Genomic DNA, 16,384 nt, shown 5'->3' on the forward strand with positions numbered 1-16,384 from the left:
CTGATTTATTATCATCAATTATTGGCTAGTATTTAAATTACATTTACAAAATATTTAGCAGCCTCTGATAAGCTTTGATTTTTTAGCCATATAGCAGCTACTCTTGTTTCCAATTCTGATTCATCAATTTCTATATAAGATAAATTACTATTGTTAACAAGTTTAATAGCAGATTTGGGTACAAGGGCAAGACCTATACCAGAATCAGCCCATAGTAGGGCTGTTCTTGCATCATCACATTTGCATATTATCTTTGGATTAAATCCAAAGTTTTGGCAGCATTTTGATATTAATTTTTCAAAACGACGATATATTATAAGTGGTTTATCCATAATATCATTAATCCGAATACTCTTTTTCTTTTTATACCAATTAGAATTAGTGTTAAACACTGCAATCATTGTTTCTTTGGATAGATACTTTAAATTAAAGGATTCCGAATTAAATGGAGTTCGCACAATTCCAATTTCTATTAAACCATTGTTAAGTAGTTCTAATAGTTTATAGGTATTCCCCTCATATATCTCAAAGCTTATATCTGGACATTTTTTATTAAAATTATGTATTCTTTCAGGAAGTAATGTAGCACCACAAGATGATACTGTACCAATAAATAAAGTTCCTTTGATTCCTTGACCAAAGTCTTTTAATTGTTTAATAGTAGTTTCAGTTAATTTTAATATTTGACTGGCTTTAGCATATAACATCTTCCCAGCATCAGTCAATTTAATTTTTCTACTTCCTCTTTCTACAAGTTTAACACCAAGTTCGTCTTCCAGAAGTTTAAGATGATAACTAAGAGGTGGTTGAGCCATATTTAGTTTTCTGGCTGCACCTGTTATTTGTCCTTCTTCTGCAATTGCTATAAAGTATTTAAGTTGTCTAATATCCATGAAATCTATCACCTTTTTTACTATGAGTGGTTTAAATTATTGGCAATCTTCGCAGCTTGAACATCCACTAGAACAGTCGCCAGAACAACCTATATTTTCAGGTTTATGAATTGGTTCTAGAGTAAATCCTTCCATACCATTTTCATTAGGACTTAATAATACAAAACCACTAAATTGAACAAAAAGATTTTTGTCAACTATAAATGTAGTATCGCCAACTTTTTGCGATAAGTCTCCTTCTTGTAGTTCGCTTACAGAAATATTAAAAACAGGGCCATGACAAGACATACTTGCCAAGTATATTCTAATATTACCATTGTAAGGTACATTTTGTTCAGTTAAAAATTCTTTTAATTGATTATAAGCTAAATCAGTTATTTTAAGAAAATTCATTTAGTTAAACCTCTTTTCATAATTTAGTTAGAAAAATAATTTCCACTAAGTAAATGTTATTATAATTTAGAGAGAAATTCAACAAATTTCATGTTATACTATGCCTATCAGGTGATTCTTAGATTTAAAAGTATATTTATACAAAGATGGGAGTGTTAACATTGATAACAATATGATAAAATGTAGCAACTTTGAATTTATGGATTTAAATAAAAATATTGAACTATAATAAAAAATAAAATATAATTATACAAGGTATTAAAATATTAAATCAATATTTTGAATTTTTAAACAATTATTATTAAATAGAGTATATCATAGATGTTTATATAAAGAACAATTTGACTAAATAGTTTGTTCAAATTATGCGGAGGAGATGCTTTTGGATATTAAATATAAATTTTCTGATCTGATAAGTTTAAAAAAACTCCAATCTATTATTGAGAGTTTTAGCAATATAGCACAAGTTCCAATAGCAATATACGATATAAATGAAGAAATGGTAGTTTTTGCTAAGAAAAGAGATTTATGTGTAAAATCATTAAAGTTAAATTACGATTATAGTATTCAAAAGGTAATTCAAAGAATAAAAAAAGGTGAAAAACATTTAATCGAAATATGTCAAGATGGAGGCATAAATATTGTTGGGACAATTGTCATAGGGAATGAGACCATTGCTGTAATTATGACAAGTAAATTTTATTTTCTAGAATTTGATAAAGAGCAATTAACAAAGAATATAGGTATTTATAATTTTAGTGAATATGAAGGCTTAAAAGGTATAGAACAATCTAAAACTTTAATATCAGAAAAAACAAATACTTTACTTAAGTTTGTAGAAGAATTTATTCAAATGCTTATTGATATGGGTTATGATTCAATGCAACATTTTCAGAATGAGAAAAAGATTAAGAAAGCACATGATAAACTTTACAATTTAAACAAGAGGTTAGAAAGCGAAAGGGAAGAAATAAGATCTTTAGCATATAATGATGCTGTTACTGGACTTCCTAACAAGAGAATTTTTTATAAAATATTTAATGCTAAAATTCTTGAAAATTCTTTAAAAGAAAATGCTTTAAAAGGTTCTCTACTGATATTGGGATTAAATAATTTTAAAAATGTCAACGATACTTTGGGATATGATTTTGGTGATAAAATTTTAAAAATATGTGGTGATAAATTAAAAAAAATACTATTAAATGATGAAGCGTACATATTTAAATTTGAGAGTGATAAGTTTTTAGTATTTATACCAAGTGTTAATGAAGAAACATTTTTAATAAATATAGTGGAAAGAATATTACAAGTTTTCAAAGAACAATGGAGTATACAAAGATATAAAATTTTAATTACTGTTTCGATAGGAGTACATATATTTAGTTATACAGACATCAATAATGAAACTATTATTAAGAATGCAGATTCTGCTATGTATAAAGCAAAAGAGGCAGGGTTAAATAAATATGTATTTTACGATAAAGCTATAAGCGAAGCTTTAGAAAGAAAGGTAAAAATAGAAAATTGTTTAAATAAAGCCTTAGAAAATGAAGAATTCTTTTTATGTTACCAACCTCAAGTTAATGTTTTCAATAACCAAATTGAAGGATTTGAGGCCTTATTAAGATGGAATAGTAAAGAATTAGGATTTGTATCACCAGCTGAATTTATTCCAATAGCAGAGGAAACTGGACTTATAATTCCTATAGGTAGATGGGTTATAAAAACAGCTTGTATTCAAAACAAAAAGTGGAGTGAAAAAAATTATAAGTTTGATCATATTGCAGTAAATATTTCTGCTGTCCAATTACAACAGCTTGATTTTGTTAATACTGTAAAAAGTATATTAAAGGAAACAGGAATAAGAGCTGAAAGCTTTGAAATAGAGATTACAGAAAGTACATTAATAAAATCATTGAATTTAAATATTAAAAAGTTAGAAGAATTAAAATCTATTGGAGTGAAAATTGCTTTAGATGATTTTGGAACAGGGTATTCATCTCTAAATTATCTAAAAATGCTTCCAGTTAATAGAATAAAAATTGATAAATCTTTTATAGATGATATTTGTAGAGGAGCTAATGAGGAAATAATAATAGAGGCATTAGTATTTTTGGGACATAAAATGAATTTAGATATTGTAGCAGAAGGCGTTGAATTAGAGGAGCAGGTGGAAATTCTAAAAAATAAAAAATGTGATAAAATACAGGGTTACTATTTTAGTAAGCCTTTAAAGAAACTGGATGCAGAAAATATTTTAAAAACTGGATTGAAATTTAATAGAGAATCTAGTTAGTAATATAGTATTTTATATATAATTTTAGAAAAAGTGAAAAATTTCTTAAGTAAAACAACATCTACACAGGTGTTGTTTTTATTATGTATACTATAATATATGTTTTTTTTAAGAAAATATTAAGGATTTTCATAAAGTTTATTTAAGATTAAATTGGTAGTATTATTATTAACTCAATGTTTGAATATGTAAAGTTTTGACTTAATATAAAAAAATGCGAAGCATTTTTTTAAAACTGTAAAATTTTATATTATGCGTAGTATCTGGTATAATTTTATAAGTGAATGATTTGACAGTATGTGAGTATTTTTGAATGGAGATGGTAATTATATGTCAAAAGAAACTATTCTTGTAGTTGATGATGAAAAAGAGATTAGAAATTTAATAGGAATATATTTAGAAAATGAAGGGTACAAAGTTATTAAGGCTTCTGACGGTTGTGAAGCTTTAAAGGTACTTAAAAGTCAGCAGGTACATTTAATTATACTAGACATTATGATGCCTAATATGGATGGTATGGAAGCTTGCATGAAAATAAGAGAACATAAAAACATGCCTATAATAATGCTTTCGGCAAAAGGGGAAGATATTGACAAAATAATGGGGCTTACAACAGGAGCAGATGATTATATAACTAAACCATTTAATCCATTGGAGCTTTTGGCTAGGGTAAAATCTCAATTAAGGCGATATACTAAATTAAATAATGCAATACAAAATATAAATTCAGATATAATTGAGATAGATGATTTAACCATAAATGTAAGTACACATGAAGTAAAAGTAGGAGAGAAATTAATTAATCTCACCAGAAGGGAATTTGACATATTGGAGTTATTAGCTAAAAATAGAGGAATTGTTTTTAGTACTGAAAAAATATATGAAAGAGTGTGGAATGAAGAATTTTATCAATCAGATAATACTGTTATGGTTCATATAAGGAAGATAAGGGAAAAGATCGAAGAAAATTCTAGAAAACCTAAGTATATAAAAACTGTGTGGGGAGTTGGCTATAAAATTGAGAATTAGATGTCCTAAATTTATAAAAAGAATTTTTAAAAGATTATTTAGACCTACTATTAGAATATATGATTTTAGCAAAGAAAAAGTAAGTAGAAGTATAAGAATGGAGTTAGTAGTAACTTTTTTAGTATGTCTCATGGCTTCTTTTACAGCTGCAGCTTGGTATAATAGTTACTATACCACAACAGTTATAGATTACAGTGAAGGTATAAATTCCATTAAAAATCAATGTTTTACAATAAAAAATACCATTAAACAAAGAAAGTTAAATTTAAAAGATGAAAATTCATTATCGAATATTATAAATAATGAAGAGGCGAATAATAGCGCTAATGAAACTATAAAGATATTTATAACTGATTTAAATGGAAGAGTATTGTATAAGTCAAAAAATGCGGAAGAAAATGAAATCAGTATACACGATTTAATCGGAAAAATTTCTCAATATAAAAGTAATTATAATGACTATATGTATGATAGTGAAGGTGGTAGAAAAATAATAAGTTTAGACAAAGTTTCAGAATATGTGGAACTTGGTGCAGCAGATTTTTCTGATGGAAAGGCTTATGTAATAGTTAAGGGGATTCCTCATGGAGAAACCACTCACATAAAATCGAACAATTCATTTTTCTCAATAATATTATCCATAGCAGTATTTATAATGTTATTTTATCTTATCACTAATAAAAAAATGAAATATATAGAAGGTGTTTCAGAAGGATTATTTGAAATAGCAAGAGGAAATTTAGATTCTAGAATATGTATACAAGGGAAGGATGAATTAGCAAAGCTAGCAGGTAACATAAATTTTATGGCTAAAGAACTAAATAGGAAAATAGAAGGCGAAAGAAATGCAGAAAAAACAAAAAGTGATCTTATAACTAATGTATCTCATGATTTAAGAACACCACTTACATCCATAAAAGGTTATATCGGACTTGCCAAGGATGGTAAATATAAAAATGAAGCTGAACTTCAGGAATATTTAAGCATAGCCTATAATAAGTCTGAAAAATTAGAAGTACTTATAAATAATCTATTTGAATACACAAAGTTAACCAATAAGGGTATAAGCTTGAATAAGCAAAATATATCTTTTAATGGACTTCTAGAACAACTTATAGAAGAGCTTTATGTTATATGTGAGGAAAATAATGTAGTTATAGAAAAGAACATACCAGATGAAAAAATTTGTGCATATGTAGATGGAGATAAGATGGTTAGAGTCTTTGAAAATCTGCTTATGAATTCTATAAGATATAGTCCTAAACCAGGACAAATAAATGTGGATTTATATAGGGAGGATAAATTTGTAGTTGTAGCTGTAAAGAATAAATGTGAAAATGTAGATGAAGAAGAATTGAAAAAAATATTTGATAGATTTTATAGAGTGGATAAGTCAAGGTCCCAAGCTACAGGTGGAAGTGGATTAGGGCTTGCTATTGCTAAAAGTATTGTAGAATTACATGGAGGCAAAATTTGGGCTGAGGTAAAGGAGAAAAACATAATATTTTTTGTGAAATGTGATGAAGAAAAATGTAATGAATAATAATTTGTATTGGGAGATATTTAAAATACATGTCAATGTATTTTAAATATCTCCTTAGGCATCTGGACTAATTATTTTCTTTCAGATGCCTTAATTCTAATGATTTTTAATTTTTATGCTGCCGGAAGTTGCAGATATATTAATTTGATTTTTATTATTTCCAACCACACCATTTAGCTGATTACGTTTGGATTCTCCTTGAATAGTTATAGGAAAATCACATTCTACAGAACCTGAAGAAGCTTTAGAATTTATAGCAAATTGAGAATTTTTAGGAAGATTCAATGTTATTGTTCCAGAGGAAACATTTAAATTTGCATTATTATTGAATTCAGAGTAAGTTATTTCTGTTTTACCAGATGTACAACGATGATTTATATTTCCTTTAAAGCCATTTAAGTTTATACTGCCAGAAGAAAGTCTTAATGATGAATTTTTACATACAATATTTTCACCATAAATTTTACCAGAAGTAGCTTCAAGTGATAAGTTTGATGCTGTTAAGTTTTTTAGCTCTACACTTCCAGAACTTAAATCAAGATTAAAATTATTAAGCTTTAGCGGATTAGATGATGTTATCTTTCCTGAACTCAATTTAATGGATACATCAGATGCATAAGTTTCAGGAACATTTATATCTAATTTTAATCCTTGCTTGGAGGAAAAATTAAAGGAACCAGAAGGTCTTTTGACAGATATTATAAGTTTGCTTCCTTCTACTCTACTTTCTAACTCTGGTTTGAATGATGCACTTATATCACCATAAAGATGAGATCTAACATCTTTTCTATTTTCTGATATTATTGAAATATTTTCACTTGAACCTTCTATATATAATTCTTTTATACCATCTATTTTTTGAGTTTTTTCATCATTTATAGTATAAATTTTGCTGGAAACTCCTAATGAATTAAAGTTTTCAAAGCTACCAGTAGCTAAGAGTATTGTACCTCCAGCAGAAAAACTTAAAACTATTATTGATATAAGAATAATTACTAACTTTTTCATATTTACATTAAACATTTTTTGACCTCCCATAATTTATAGCTTAGCTATGATATTAATATTCCATTTAAGATATTTTATAGAACCTCTATAAAAGAATTTACATAAATAACATGCTCCTATAAAGAATAATATACCAAGAGCAGTTGTACCAATACCTAAAAAGAATATAGCAATAGGATTGCCTAGAATTGATACAAAAGAACCTAAAAAGGGGTGGAAAAGTACTGCAAATATGCTAGCTATTCCTGCTGCAAAAACGGCTATAGCAGAAGCAAATAGTGATATTAAAACTGCTGCTAAAGCTATAAATGGACCAAGAACTATTACAAGATTAAAAAATCCAAGAGCTAAAGCAGCCCAAATTGCCTTTGAAATGTTTTTTGTAGATGGATTTTCTATAGCATCTTCTACTGCAGCAGAAGCTTTATAGGATTTACCAATAGTTTTTGGATCTCCAAGTTCTTTTATAATTTCTTCTACAGTTTTGCCTTTTTCCAAACCTATTCTAAAATGTTCTTCATAATCGTAAAGTATATCTTTTTTTTCATATGAATCCATATTTCCAAGAGATTGTTCTAAAGTTTTCATAAATTCTTCTTTATTCATTAATTTCACCTTCTTTTATGTTTTTTTCCATACATGATGGAGAATTTTCTAAATTAGCGCTATTCACAATTTGTTGTACTCCGTTAACAAAATTAGTCCATTCAGAGATGAGCACAATGCCTTTTTCCTTTCCGAGTGAAGTGAGTTTATAATATTTTCTAGGAGGACCATCACTGGATTCCTGCAAATATGTTGTGACATAACCTTCAGATTTAAGTCTTCTTAAAAGAGGATAAATAGTTCCTTCGGAGATATCTATATGTTTAGATATTTCTTCTACTAGCTCATATCCATAAAATTCTCTTTTGTATAGTTCTGCCAGTACGCACAATTCTAAGACGCCTTTTTTAAATTGAACATTCATGGTTAAAATCCTTTCGTGTACATTTTATAGATTATATTATAGTACATGGTACTGAATAATGCAAGGTACTGTGTATTAAAAGCTTAAATACATCAAAAGTGTATGAAATTAATATAATTAATAATATAGTACATATTTGTTTATGAAGGTAAATATGGTATAATAGCAACATATAGAAAGTTCTTTAAATTTTGTATTTTAACACGAAAATAATAAGAAAAGAGGTAACGGATTATGGAAAAAGTAAAAGTTGTGATTGTTGATGATTCACCTTTTTCAATTAATGTTATTAGAGATATATTAGAGGATAAGGGCTTTGAAGTTGTAGGAGAAGCTGGAAATCTTGAAGAAGTAATTAGTGTTGTACAAGAGACAAGACCTCAATTAGTAACTATGGATATGACTTTGCCAGGAACTGATGGTTTAGAATGTACAAGAGAGATACATAAAATAGATGATAAAATAAAAGTAATAGTTATAAGTTCAATGATGGATGATGAAATAATTAAAAAAGCTAAGCAAAGTAAAGTATCAGGATATATTCAAAAACCAATAGATCCTGAAGAGCTTATAGCTCAAATAGAAAAAGTTATTTCTAGTGATAAAATATTTAAGGAACTTGAAGAAAGCTATTTCAATACTTTTAAAGAGGCATTTTCAGGTGGGGTTACTAGATTTACAAAGACTATAACAACCTTTGATGACGATAAAAAATCTAATGATGTAGAAGTATCAAGAGGAATTTCTGTAGTAATAGGGATTATAGGCAACTTTTCAGGAAGAATGATTATAGATTTATCTAATAAAAGTGCTGAAAATATGGCAAAGGTTATGCTAAGAAGAGATCCTAAAAATCAAGAAGAAATATTGAATGTTATGGGGGAATTTGCTAATATAATTGCAGGTAATGCATGTTCTATGATGAATAGAAAAAATAAAGTTTATGGATTAAGAGTTGCACCTCCAACTATATTTTACGGAGAATCAATTAAAATATCTAAGTCAAAAATCGATACCTTATCAGTGTTAACTCATACAGATTTCGGAGAAATATTATTGAATGTTGGATTTAAAAGAGGTGATGAATAATGGATGTCAATCATGTTAATCCATTTATTGAAGCTTTTTTTAATATAATGCCTCAAATTGGATTTGCTAAGATAGAAAAAAAAGGAGTCATTTTAAATAAAGAAATTAAGAGTAAAGGGGTTATTATAAATTTAGGTATTGTAGGTGATGCAAAAGGAAATGTAGTTTACATAACAGATATTGAAAGTGGCAAAAAAATTGCATCTAAAATGATGATGGGCATGCCAGTAAATGAGTTAGATGATATGGCGCAAAGTGCTTTATCGGAACTTACAAATATGCTAACTGCTAATGCTAGTATTAATTTGTCTGAAATGGGAGTGAATATAAATATATCTACTCCAACGTTATTATATGGAGAAGATATACAAATTAAGATGAATGTAGATAAAATTTTATGTATTCAATTAGCTGTAGATGATATTCCTATAGATGTAAATATTGCATTGCAAAATTTATAATTGTAATTGAAAGAGAGGATAAGAGCCTCTCTTTATTTTTTAGATAAAGTAACAATGGTTACCGATTTTTTGGATCATATTTACTATAATTAATATAAATATTATATAATAATTTTTTTGGATTATTTTGTAATTAGGAGGTAATAAGATGAAATTATTGATTATATGTTCAGAAAAAAGCGGTAAGTTACCTGAAAATGAATTCTATATTAAAACTGATTCTAGGTTTGCAAATTCAAAATTCATACCTAATTTAATAGACAAAAAAGAAGTTTGTACTGTGTGTGGAAAAAAGTGTGTGTGGTGCAGGGGAAAATATAATTTAAATTTTGAAGACAGTATATCTGAAATAGTAAAGTTACCAGATGTATACAGAATGTTTGAAGATGAACCATTAACATATTTACCAGATAAGTTTAAGGAACATGATATTGCAGTGGTTATTGGAGTGCATCAAGATATATTAGCTGAGATACCTAATATTTTAAAGAAGAGTGGAGGTAAGGGGTTAATAGTACCTTGCGAGAGCGGTGATTGGGTATCAAGATGGACTAGAGAATTTGTTATAAAACAATGTGAAGAACTTGAATTGGAATATGCTTTTCCTAAACCATTTTGTACATTAAATAAAGGAAAATTTGAGACAATAAATAAATTTATAGATGAATTCAAATTAGGAAAACCTAAGTTTAAACTATATGTAAATAAAGATAATATTATTATGAAGGCTGAAGTTATAATTTCTGCTCCTTGTGGAAATGGCTATAATATAGCAAAACATCTTGTAGGAAAAAAACTGGGAGAAGAAGCTAAGAAGACAGTAGCAAAATTTTGGCATAGCTATCCATGTATGGGTGGTATGCATGTAGATCCAGAAATAGGTGATACACCGCTTCATATAGGAGGATATGCACATTATAGTGCATTAGAAAATGCAGAAATTTATAGAGTTTAATAAATAAAATCTTTAAGTGAGGTAGTTTATAATATATTAGAAAATATACCTTGCTTAAAGATTTTTAGCTGAAATTAATCCATAATTTTGTTATAAATTAAATTGATAGATAAATAAAATCTATAACAATATATTATTATACTTTTGTAATATGATGTAATATAATAATAAACAATGGAATAATTCATTGAGTTACGTTTATAATATTAAGTAAAATGTTACATATTAAATTAATTTAGGAGGATTTTTATGCAAAGGATGAAAAAATATTCATTAGCCGCAGTTTTTTTGACAATTGGAATGTTATCGTTTTCGGGGTGCTCCAATGGAAATGACACAGCGAAAAATGATTCAACGGCTCCTAAAACTATTGAAACTAAAGATTTACAAGATAAAATTGGTAAAAGCGATTCTGTAATAGTCGATACAAGGAGCAATGATGCTTTTAACGGATGGAAATTAGATGGAGTAAAAAGAGGTGGACATATTAAGGGAGCTACAGATTTTTCAGCAGATTGGTTGAAGGTTGATGTAAAGGATAAAGATAAAACATTAAAGGAAACTTTAAAAACAAAAGGTATTACATCAGAAAAAAATATAGTTTTATATGATGCCAATGGAAAAGATGTTGATAAAGTGGCTGAATATTTAACTAAAAATGGAATGAAAAAAATATATAAGTATGATGTAAAGAAATGGGCTTCAGATGATAAACTTCCTATGGAAAGTTACACAAATTATCAAATGTTAGTTTCAGCATCATGGATTAATGATTTAATGAATGGAAAAAAACCAGAAACTTATACTGGAACTCCATATAAGGTATTTGAAGTAAGCTGGGGAGATGAGTCAAAATCACCAGATTATTTAAAAGAAGGACATATAAAGGGAGCAGTTCACATAAATACTGATGAAGTTGAAGAAGGTCCACTTTGGAATCGTCTCTCTGATGAAAGGCTTAAGAAATTCGCAGAAAATAATGGTATAACAGCAAATACTACGGTTATATTATATGGTGCTGATTCAATGCCATCCTTTAGAGTTGGTGTAATATTAAAATATATGGGTGTTAAAGATGTCAGAGTATTGAATGGTGGTACTGCTAGCTGGAAAAATGCAGGATATGAATTGGAAAAAACATCTAATAAAAAAGTTCCTGTAGAATCTTTTGGAGCAGTAGTCCCTTCAAATAAAGGATATATTATAGATTTGCCACAAGCTAAAGAAATAATAGCAGATAAACAAAATAGTAAATTAGTTGATATAAGAAGTTGGGATGAATATATAGGTAAAACTTCAGGATATGATTATATAAAACCAAAGGGTCGACCTGCAGGTGCAGTATGGGGGCATGCAGGAACTGATGCAAATAACTTACAGGATTACAGAAACATAGATAATACAATGCGAAATAAGGATGAAATACTTGCTATGTGGAAACAATCAGGAATTTTACCAGACCAAAGATTATCTTTTTATTGTGGAACAGGTTGGAGAGCTGCAGAAGTATTAACTTATGCAGATGTTATGGGATTGAAAAATATATCTCTTTATGATGGTGGTTGGAATGAATGGAGTGGAAACACTGGAAATCCAGCTAATCCTATAGAAACAGGAGAACCTAAAAAATAAAAACTATGTTGAAAAGGCAATATATTTTATATTGCCTTTTTTAAAGTTAAAGTTGATAGTTTAATAGGAATGGATGTGGGATAATGGTAAATAAGACAAAGGCTATATTGACAATTATGCAAATTATAGTTTTGATTCCTGCAATAGTACTAGAATATCTTTCTGATAAAAAGATGGGGGTTGTACGATATTTAGTATTTAAAAGACAAGTATATGAACAAGGCATTTTTAATTTAAGGTTAATGAATATATATAAAAATTTATTGATAATAACTTTTTTTATAGTTATTATTATGATAATTTATAAGAGTATTAAGACAAGAAGTAATAAGTTTATTATGTCAGGATTAATTACCATAATTATAAATATATTTTGTGTAATTTTTATTATATCTAAAAGGTCAGTAGCATTAGAAGCCTATCATTTTTTTATAATAGCTATTTTCATAATTATAATTTTACAGTATTTTAAATTAATATTGGACTCCTTTATATTAAATAAATAGTTTAAATATAACAATACATAAAAATGCATGGTGGTGGATATTATAATGTGGTAAAAGGAGGTTTTTGTATGAATAAAAAAAGTGAAAAAAACAGAAAAAATGATAATAAAACTAAAAATGAAAAAACTTCTAATCCAATTACTGGCAAGGTTGACCCTAACATGAATAAACCAGTACGAGGATTACCATAAAAGAAGTTATGAAAAATAACACAATATATTGAAATCTTAATTAGAAATCTATATATTGTGTTGTTTTTAAATTTTACGTATAATCTTTAAAATTCTTATATTAACACAACCTGTACTACTTGTCCTTTACTTAGAGGTGAGGAATTAGGTGGTATATCTATAAGGCAATTAGAATTTAAAGAGGAACTTAGAATGCCATTACCTTGATTACTTTTTGTAATGTCAACTATAGCTGTATCACCACTATAGGATAGAGTACCTCTTATAAAACGTCTAACTTTGCTTTTTTTGTTAAAGTCTTGTTTAAGTAATGCATTTACTTTGTGTAACGCAAAATTCCGTCTCCCAGTAATTTCGGCTAGAATAGGATGTACAAGAATTTCAAAAGTAGTTATAGCTGCAGCAGGATTGCCTGAAAGACTAATAATCAATTTGTTATTTAAGCAGCTGCAAAATATAGGAGAACCAGGTTTTATAGCTACTTTCCAAAAAAGTAAATCTGCACCTAAGTTTTTCATAACATCCTTTATCAAATCTTTTTTACCTACAGATACTCCACCTGTAGTTATAAGAATATCTGATTTACTTAGCCCACATTTAATTCTTTCAGTTAAAGTATCAATATCATCACCTGCGATTCCCATGTCTATAGGATTACAATGAAGTTCTTTTAGTCTAGAGCATAGGCAGTATAGACTACTGTTATATATTTTGCCAGGAGATAGTTGTTCTTCAATTGATACTAATTCATCACCTGTACTTAAAATACCAACTTTAGGTTTAGGATAAACAGATACATTTTTACAACCTATGCTTGCAAGTACACCAATTTCGTTGGAATTTAAAACAGTATCTTTTTCTAAAATTGGTTGACCTTTTTTTATATCCTCTCCTTGAAAACAAATGTTTTGCCAAGGTGAGAATTTACTAAATATCTCAACGAAGCCATCTTTAAAAACAGTATCTTCTTGTTTTATAACACAATTTGCTCCTTTAGGAATTGGAGCACCCGTCATTAATCTTATTGCAGTACCTTCAGTTACTTCTTTATTAGCACAAAATCCTGCATAAATTTCTTCTATAACTTTTAATCTAACTCCATTATCTTTGTTTGCAAGGATGGAATCTTCAGCTCTAAATGCATATCCATCTAAAGGAGAACGATTAAATGGAGGTTGATTTATTTCAGAAAATATATCTTCTGCTAAAACTCTTTGATGACAATCTATAAGAGATACCTCTTCCTTTGGTAAAGAAGGGGTGTTGGTCTTCAAAATAGCTTTAGCTTCTTCTAGATCTATAAATTCAAGCAATATCAGTTAACACCCCTTTCCAAAACTACAGTGAGGATAAGTACATACATTGCATTCTAAGCAAAGTCCTCCGTGACCAAGAACAACGACATCTTCTTTCTTTATTTTTTCACCGGCAAATATCCTAGGAAGTACTAAATCAAATATAGTTGTTTTGGCATACATAACACAACCTGGCAACCCTAAAATAGGGATATCACCTTTATATGAAATTAAAAACATAGCACCAGGAAGCACTGGAGCTCCATAAGTTACTATTTGTGCTCCTGTATTTTTAATAGCAGCAGGTGTTGAATCATCAGGATCAACAGACATACCACCAGTGCATATAACCATTTCTGCACCTTTATTTATAAAATCATCTATAGCAGCAGTAATTATTTCAATATTATCTGGTACTATAGTACTGCCAATTATTTCACAGTCAAATTGAGATAACTTTTTTCTAACTACAGGTCCAAAAGCATCCTCTATTCTTTTATAATATACTTCATTACCTGTAGTAACTATAGCAGCTTTAAATTTTTTATAAGGCTGTACACTTACAATTTTTCTGCCTTCAGCTAAATGTTCAGCTTCTAAAATTTTCTTCTCATCAATAACTAATGGAATTACTCTAGTACCAGCTACTTTATCACCTTTTTTAACAGGTGTATTATTATGTATTGTAGCTAACATAATTTCATCTATGGAATTTAATTGAGTGAGAAGATCTATATCTATTTTTAAAATTCCATCTTTATCCGAAATAAAATTGATTTTACCTTCTTTTACTTCTGAAAAGCTTAAACCTTCACCAGCTGACAGATTTTTAAGCCTTTCTGCAGCTTCATTTTCATGTAAGTAACCTTCTTTTTTTTCCCACACATAGAGGTTATCCTTTCCCAATGATAGTAAAACAGGTATATCATCTTCAGTGACAATATGGCCTTTTTCAAAGGCTCTCCCTTTAATCTTTCCTGGGATGATTTGAGTAATATCATGACATAGAATACTGCCTACAGCTTCTTTTGTAGGTATTTTTTTCACTATAATCCCCTCCTTAAGTTAAATTAAAAATTTTCGCTTAGGAGATATGAGTAATAAATATAATACAATTTTAACCCATCTCCTTTCCTAAAACGTGGAGGCACTTTTGTTTCCTCAAAGTACCCTGTGGACCTATGTCCAGGCTTATAATCCATAGAAATATCCTTAGGTTCATAAGCTCGGAGAATAACTTATTTTAATTTTATACTAAAGATTGTGAGTATGTCAAATGTTGCAACAATTCAAGTTTGCAACATACAAAATTGGAACTTAATATAAGTATAATGCGATGTAAAGGTGCAGTGGAAGTTTGAGTTTCAACTTTTATTCCATGATATATTATAAGGGTGTACTCACGGCTAAATGTTTTAATTATTCTAAAGCTCGAAATTTTTGAAAACCTAAGAACTTTGTCAAACTCGGTTCCCTCAAACAGGACTAAAGTTCTAAGGCTTTCAAAAATTTTAAGTTAAGAATAATACTAAAACAATTTAGCTAATGTGAGTACACCCTTATAATATATCACTGCATAAAAGTTGAAATTCAAACTATCAAATTCAAGTGTACGCACTTAATTGCATTGTTATAGGTAATTTTATAAGCCACAATCATATTTATAACTATAATTTATAACACATAAAATTAAGGCAGAACCTGCTATTAGTCTAATATATCTAATTTAAAAGTCAGTTGTTTTTTATTTTATAGAAGTACCTTAAAATAGATTTATTATTTAGGTTATTGAAAAATATACAAGTATTTCAAATCTACTTAGTAATCAACTAACTTACTATTTTTCAGGCTGTGCCATAAGATATTATTGAACTAGCTGAAATATACATAAACTAGATAACAGGTATTATGAAAGCTACGCTTTTTATTTAGAGCCATATTAGAAAGTAATATATATACGTAATGCACTAAGAAGTAACTTTCAATTGTATGGAGACTGATATATGCTGTGAAGGAAGATTAGAACTTCTTAATGAAGTGAGTTTTTCTTCACAGCATATATCAGCCGGAATACAGTTGAAAGTTACTTCGCTTACATATGCTTACGTCATAATATTTTTAAA

General features: G+C 28.3%; 16 protein-coding genes and 1 riboswitch. Of the genes, 9 read left to right on the forward strand and 7 right to left on the reverse strand.

Translation table 11 applies throughout. The annotated features are described in order from the left end of the window. Nucleotides 1-32: 32 nt before the first annotated feature. Both EG57_RS0216705 and EG57_RS0216710 read right to left on the reverse strand, forming a co-directional pair. The gene (locus EG57_RS0216705; RefSeq protein ID WP_032078319.1) at nucleotides 33-893 is read right to left on the reverse strand and encodes a LysR family transcriptional regulator; all 861 of its coding nucleotides are present in this window, start codon (nucleotides 891-893) and stop codon (nucleotides 33-35) included. A gap of 36 nt (nucleotides 894-929) precedes the next feature. Next, entirely contained in the window at nucleotides 930-1,286 is a 357-nt protein-coding gene (locus EG57_RS0216710; RefSeq protein WP_032078320.1) for a HesB-like protein, read from the reverse strand. A 382-nt stretch (nucleotides 1,287-1,668) separates the two neighbouring features. On the opposite strand from EG57_RS0216710, the gene EG57_RS0216715 reads away from it, so the two are divergent. The 3 genes from EG57_RS0216715 (at nucleotide 1,669) to EG57_RS0216725 (ending at nucleotide 6,154) form a co-directional block, all read left to right on the forward strand. Further along, nucleotides 1,669-3,582, forward strand: coding sequence for an EAL domain-containing protein (locus EG57_RS0216715; RefSeq protein ID WP_032078321.1), 1,914 nt, complete (start codon nucleotides 1,669-1,671; stop codon nucleotides 3,580-3,582). Between the two features lie 330 nt (nucleotides 3,583-3,912). After that, the gene (locus tag EG57_RS0216720) at nucleotides 3,913-4,611 is read left to right on the forward strand and encodes a response regulator transcription factor (protein ID WP_029162695.1); all 699 of its coding nucleotides are present in this window, start codon (nucleotides 3,913-3,915) and stop codon (nucleotides 4,609-4,611) included. Beyond that, the gene (locus EG57_RS0216725) at nucleotides 4,601-6,154 is read left to right on the forward strand and encodes a HAMP domain-containing sensor histidine kinase (protein ID WP_032078322.1); all 1,554 of its coding nucleotides are present in this window, start codon (nucleotides 4,601-4,603) and stop codon (nucleotides 6,152-6,154) included. Before EG57_RS0216720 ends, EG57_RS0216725 begins: the two co-directional genes overlap by 11 nt. A 96-nt stretch (nucleotides 6,155-6,250) precedes the next feature. On the opposite strand, the gene EG57_RS0216730 is transcribed toward EG57_RS0216725, so the two are convergent. Genes EG57_RS0216730 through EG57_RS0216740 form a run of 3 tightly spaced genes read right to left on the reverse strand, consistent with a single transcriptional unit; the run spans nucleotide 6,251 to nucleotide 8,132 of the window. Continuing rightward, a complete protein-coding gene (locus EG57_RS0216730; RefSeq protein ID WP_032078323.1) occupies nucleotides 6,251-7,177 on the reverse strand; it encodes a DUF4097 family beta strand repeat-containing protein in 927 nt (308 codons plus the stop codon). A gap of 18 nt (nucleotides 7,178-7,195) precedes the next feature. Further along, complete coding sequence (locus tag EG57_RS0216735) at nucleotides 7,196-7,768, reverse strand: HAAS signaling domain-containing protein (RefSeq protein WP_032078324.1); 573 nt, start codon at nucleotides 7,766-7,768, stop codon at nucleotides 7,196-7,198. Further along, nucleotides 7,761-8,132 carry a PadR family transcriptional regulator gene (locus EG57_RS0216740; protein ID WP_029162699.1) on the reverse strand — a complete coding sequence of 124 codons (372 nt, stop codon included), beginning with the start codon at nucleotides 8,130-8,132 and terminating at the stop codon, nucleotides 7,761-7,763. The genes EG57_RS0216735 and EG57_RS0216740 overlap by 8 nt, the downstream gene beginning before the upstream one ends. Nucleotides 8,133-8,366: 234 nt before the next feature. Here EG57_RS0216740 and EG57_RS0216745 point away from each other — a divergent pair, with 234 nt between their 5' ends. From EG57_RS0216745 to EG57_RS27335, 6 genes are all read left to right on the forward strand, one after another. Then, nucleotides 8,367-9,221 carry a response regulator gene (locus EG57_RS0216745; RefSeq protein WP_029162700.1) on the forward strand — a complete coding sequence of 285 codons (855 nt, stop codon included), beginning with the start codon at nucleotides 8,367-8,369 and terminating at the stop codon, nucleotides 9,219-9,221. Further along, the gene (locus tag EG57_RS0216750) at nucleotides 9,221-9,682 is read left to right on the forward strand and encodes a chemotaxis protein CheX (RefSeq protein WP_032078325.1); all 462 of its coding nucleotides are present in this window, start codon (nucleotides 9,221-9,223) and stop codon (nucleotides 9,680-9,682) included. The genes EG57_RS0216745 and EG57_RS0216750 overlap by 1 nt, the downstream gene beginning before the upstream one ends. Nucleotides 9,683-9,830: 148 nt before the next feature. Then, the gene (locus EG57_RS0216755; RefSeq protein ID WP_032078326.1) at nucleotides 9,831-10,637 is read left to right on the forward strand and encodes a DUF166 domain-containing protein; all 807 of its coding nucleotides are present in this window, start codon (nucleotides 9,831-9,833) and stop codon (nucleotides 10,635-10,637) included. A gap of 258 nt (nucleotides 10,638-10,895) precedes the next feature. Further along, nucleotides 10,896-12,269 carry a sulfurtransferase gene (locus EG57_RS0216760; protein ID WP_414629351.1) on the forward strand — a complete coding sequence of 458 codons (1,374 nt, stop codon included), beginning with the start codon at nucleotides 10,896-10,898 and terminating at the stop codon, nucleotides 12,267-12,269. 83 nt (nucleotides 12,270-12,352) lie between these two features. Beyond that, nucleotides 12,353-12,775 carry a hypothetical protein gene (locus EG57_RS0216765; protein WP_032078328.1) on the forward strand — a complete coding sequence of 141 codons (423 nt, stop codon included), beginning with the start codon at nucleotides 12,353-12,355 and terminating at the stop codon, nucleotides 12,773-12,775. A 68-nt stretch (nucleotides 12,776-12,843) separates the two neighbouring features. After that, complete coding sequence (locus EG57_RS27335; RefSeq protein ID WP_007062812.1) at nucleotides 12,844-12,966, forward strand: hypothetical protein; 123 nt, start codon at nucleotides 12,844-12,846, stop codon at nucleotides 12,964-12,966. Nucleotides 12,967-13,061: 95 nt separating this feature from the next. On the opposite strand, the gene EG57_RS0216770 is transcribed toward EG57_RS27335, so the two are convergent. Further along, the gene (locus tag EG57_RS0216770) at nucleotides 13,062-14,279 is read right to left on the reverse strand and encodes a molybdopterin molybdotransferase MoeA (protein ID WP_032078329.1); all 1,218 of its coding nucleotides are present in this window, start codon (nucleotides 14,277-14,279) and stop codon (nucleotides 13,062-13,064) included. A 6-nt stretch (nucleotides 14,280-14,285) separates the two neighbouring features. Beyond that, nucleotides 14,286-15,308 carry a molybdopterin-binding protein gene (locus EG57_RS0216775; RefSeq protein WP_032078330.1) on the reverse strand — a complete coding sequence of 341 codons (1,023 nt, stop codon included), beginning with the start codon at nucleotides 15,306-15,308 and terminating at the stop codon, nucleotides 14,286-14,288. 63 nt (nucleotides 15,309-15,371) lie between these two features. Beyond that, a riboswitch (molybdenum cofactor riboswitch) is annotated at nucleotides 15,372-15,505 on the reverse strand. Between the last annotated feature and the right edge of the window lie 879 nt (nucleotides 15,506-16,384).

The organism is Clostridium drakei (assembly GCF_000633595.2).
GTDB classification, from domain to species: domain Bacteria; phylum Bacillota; class Clostridia; order Clostridiales; family Clostridiaceae; genus Clostridium_AM; species Clostridium_AM drakei.

What these genes read in the sequence shown, in the direction of transcription:
- EG57_RS0216705 (WP_032078319.1), bottom strand. Translation starts at nt 893, where the DNA reads ATGGATATTAGACAACTTAAATACTTTATAGCAATTGCAGAAGAAGGA.
- EG57_RS0216760 (WP_414629351.1), top strand. Translation starts at nt 10,896, where the DNA reads ATGAAAAAATATTCATTAGCCGCAGTTTTTTTGACAATTGGAATGTTA.
- EG57_RS27335 (WP_007062812.1), top strand. Translation starts at nt 12,844, where the DNA reads ATGAATAAAAAAAGTGAAAAAAACAGAAAAAATGATAATAAAACTAAA.
- EG57_RS0216765 (WP_032078328.1), top strand. Translation starts at nt 12,353, where the DNA reads ATGGTAAATAAGACAAAGGCTATATTGACAATTATGCAAATTATAGTT.
- EG57_RS0216730 (WP_032078323.1), bottom strand. Translation starts at nt 7,177, where the DNA reads ATGTTTAATGTAAATATGAAAAAGTTAGTAATTATTCTTATATCAATA.
- EG57_RS0216735 (WP_032078324.1), bottom strand. Translation starts at nt 7,768, where the DNA reads ATGAATAAAGAAGAATTTATGAAAACTTTAGAACAATCTCTTGGAAAT.
- EG57_RS0216710 (WP_032078320.1), bottom strand. Translation starts at nt 1,286, where the DNA reads ATGAATTTTCTTAAAATAACTGATTTAGCTTATAATCAATTAAAAGAA.
- EG57_RS0216745 (WP_029162700.1), top strand. Translation starts at nt 8,367, where the DNA reads ATGGAAAAAGTAAAAGTTGTGATTGTTGATGATTCACCTTTTTCAATT.
- EG57_RS0216740 (WP_029162699.1), bottom strand. Translation starts at nt 8,132, where the DNA reads ATGAATGTTCAATTTAAAAAAGGCGTCTTAGAATTGTGCGTACTGGCA.
- EG57_RS0216755 (WP_032078326.1), top strand. Translation starts at nt 9,831, where the DNA reads ATGAAATTATTGATTATATGTTCAGAAAAAAGCGGTAAGTTACCTGAA.
- EG57_RS0216720 (WP_029162695.1), top strand. Translation starts at nt 3,913, where the DNA reads ATGTCAAAAGAAACTATTCTTGTAGTTGATGATGAAAAAGAGATTAGA.
- EG57_RS0216750 (WP_032078325.1), top strand. Translation starts at nt 9,221, where the DNA reads ATGGATGTCAATCATGTTAATCCATTTATTGAAGCTTTTTTTAATATA.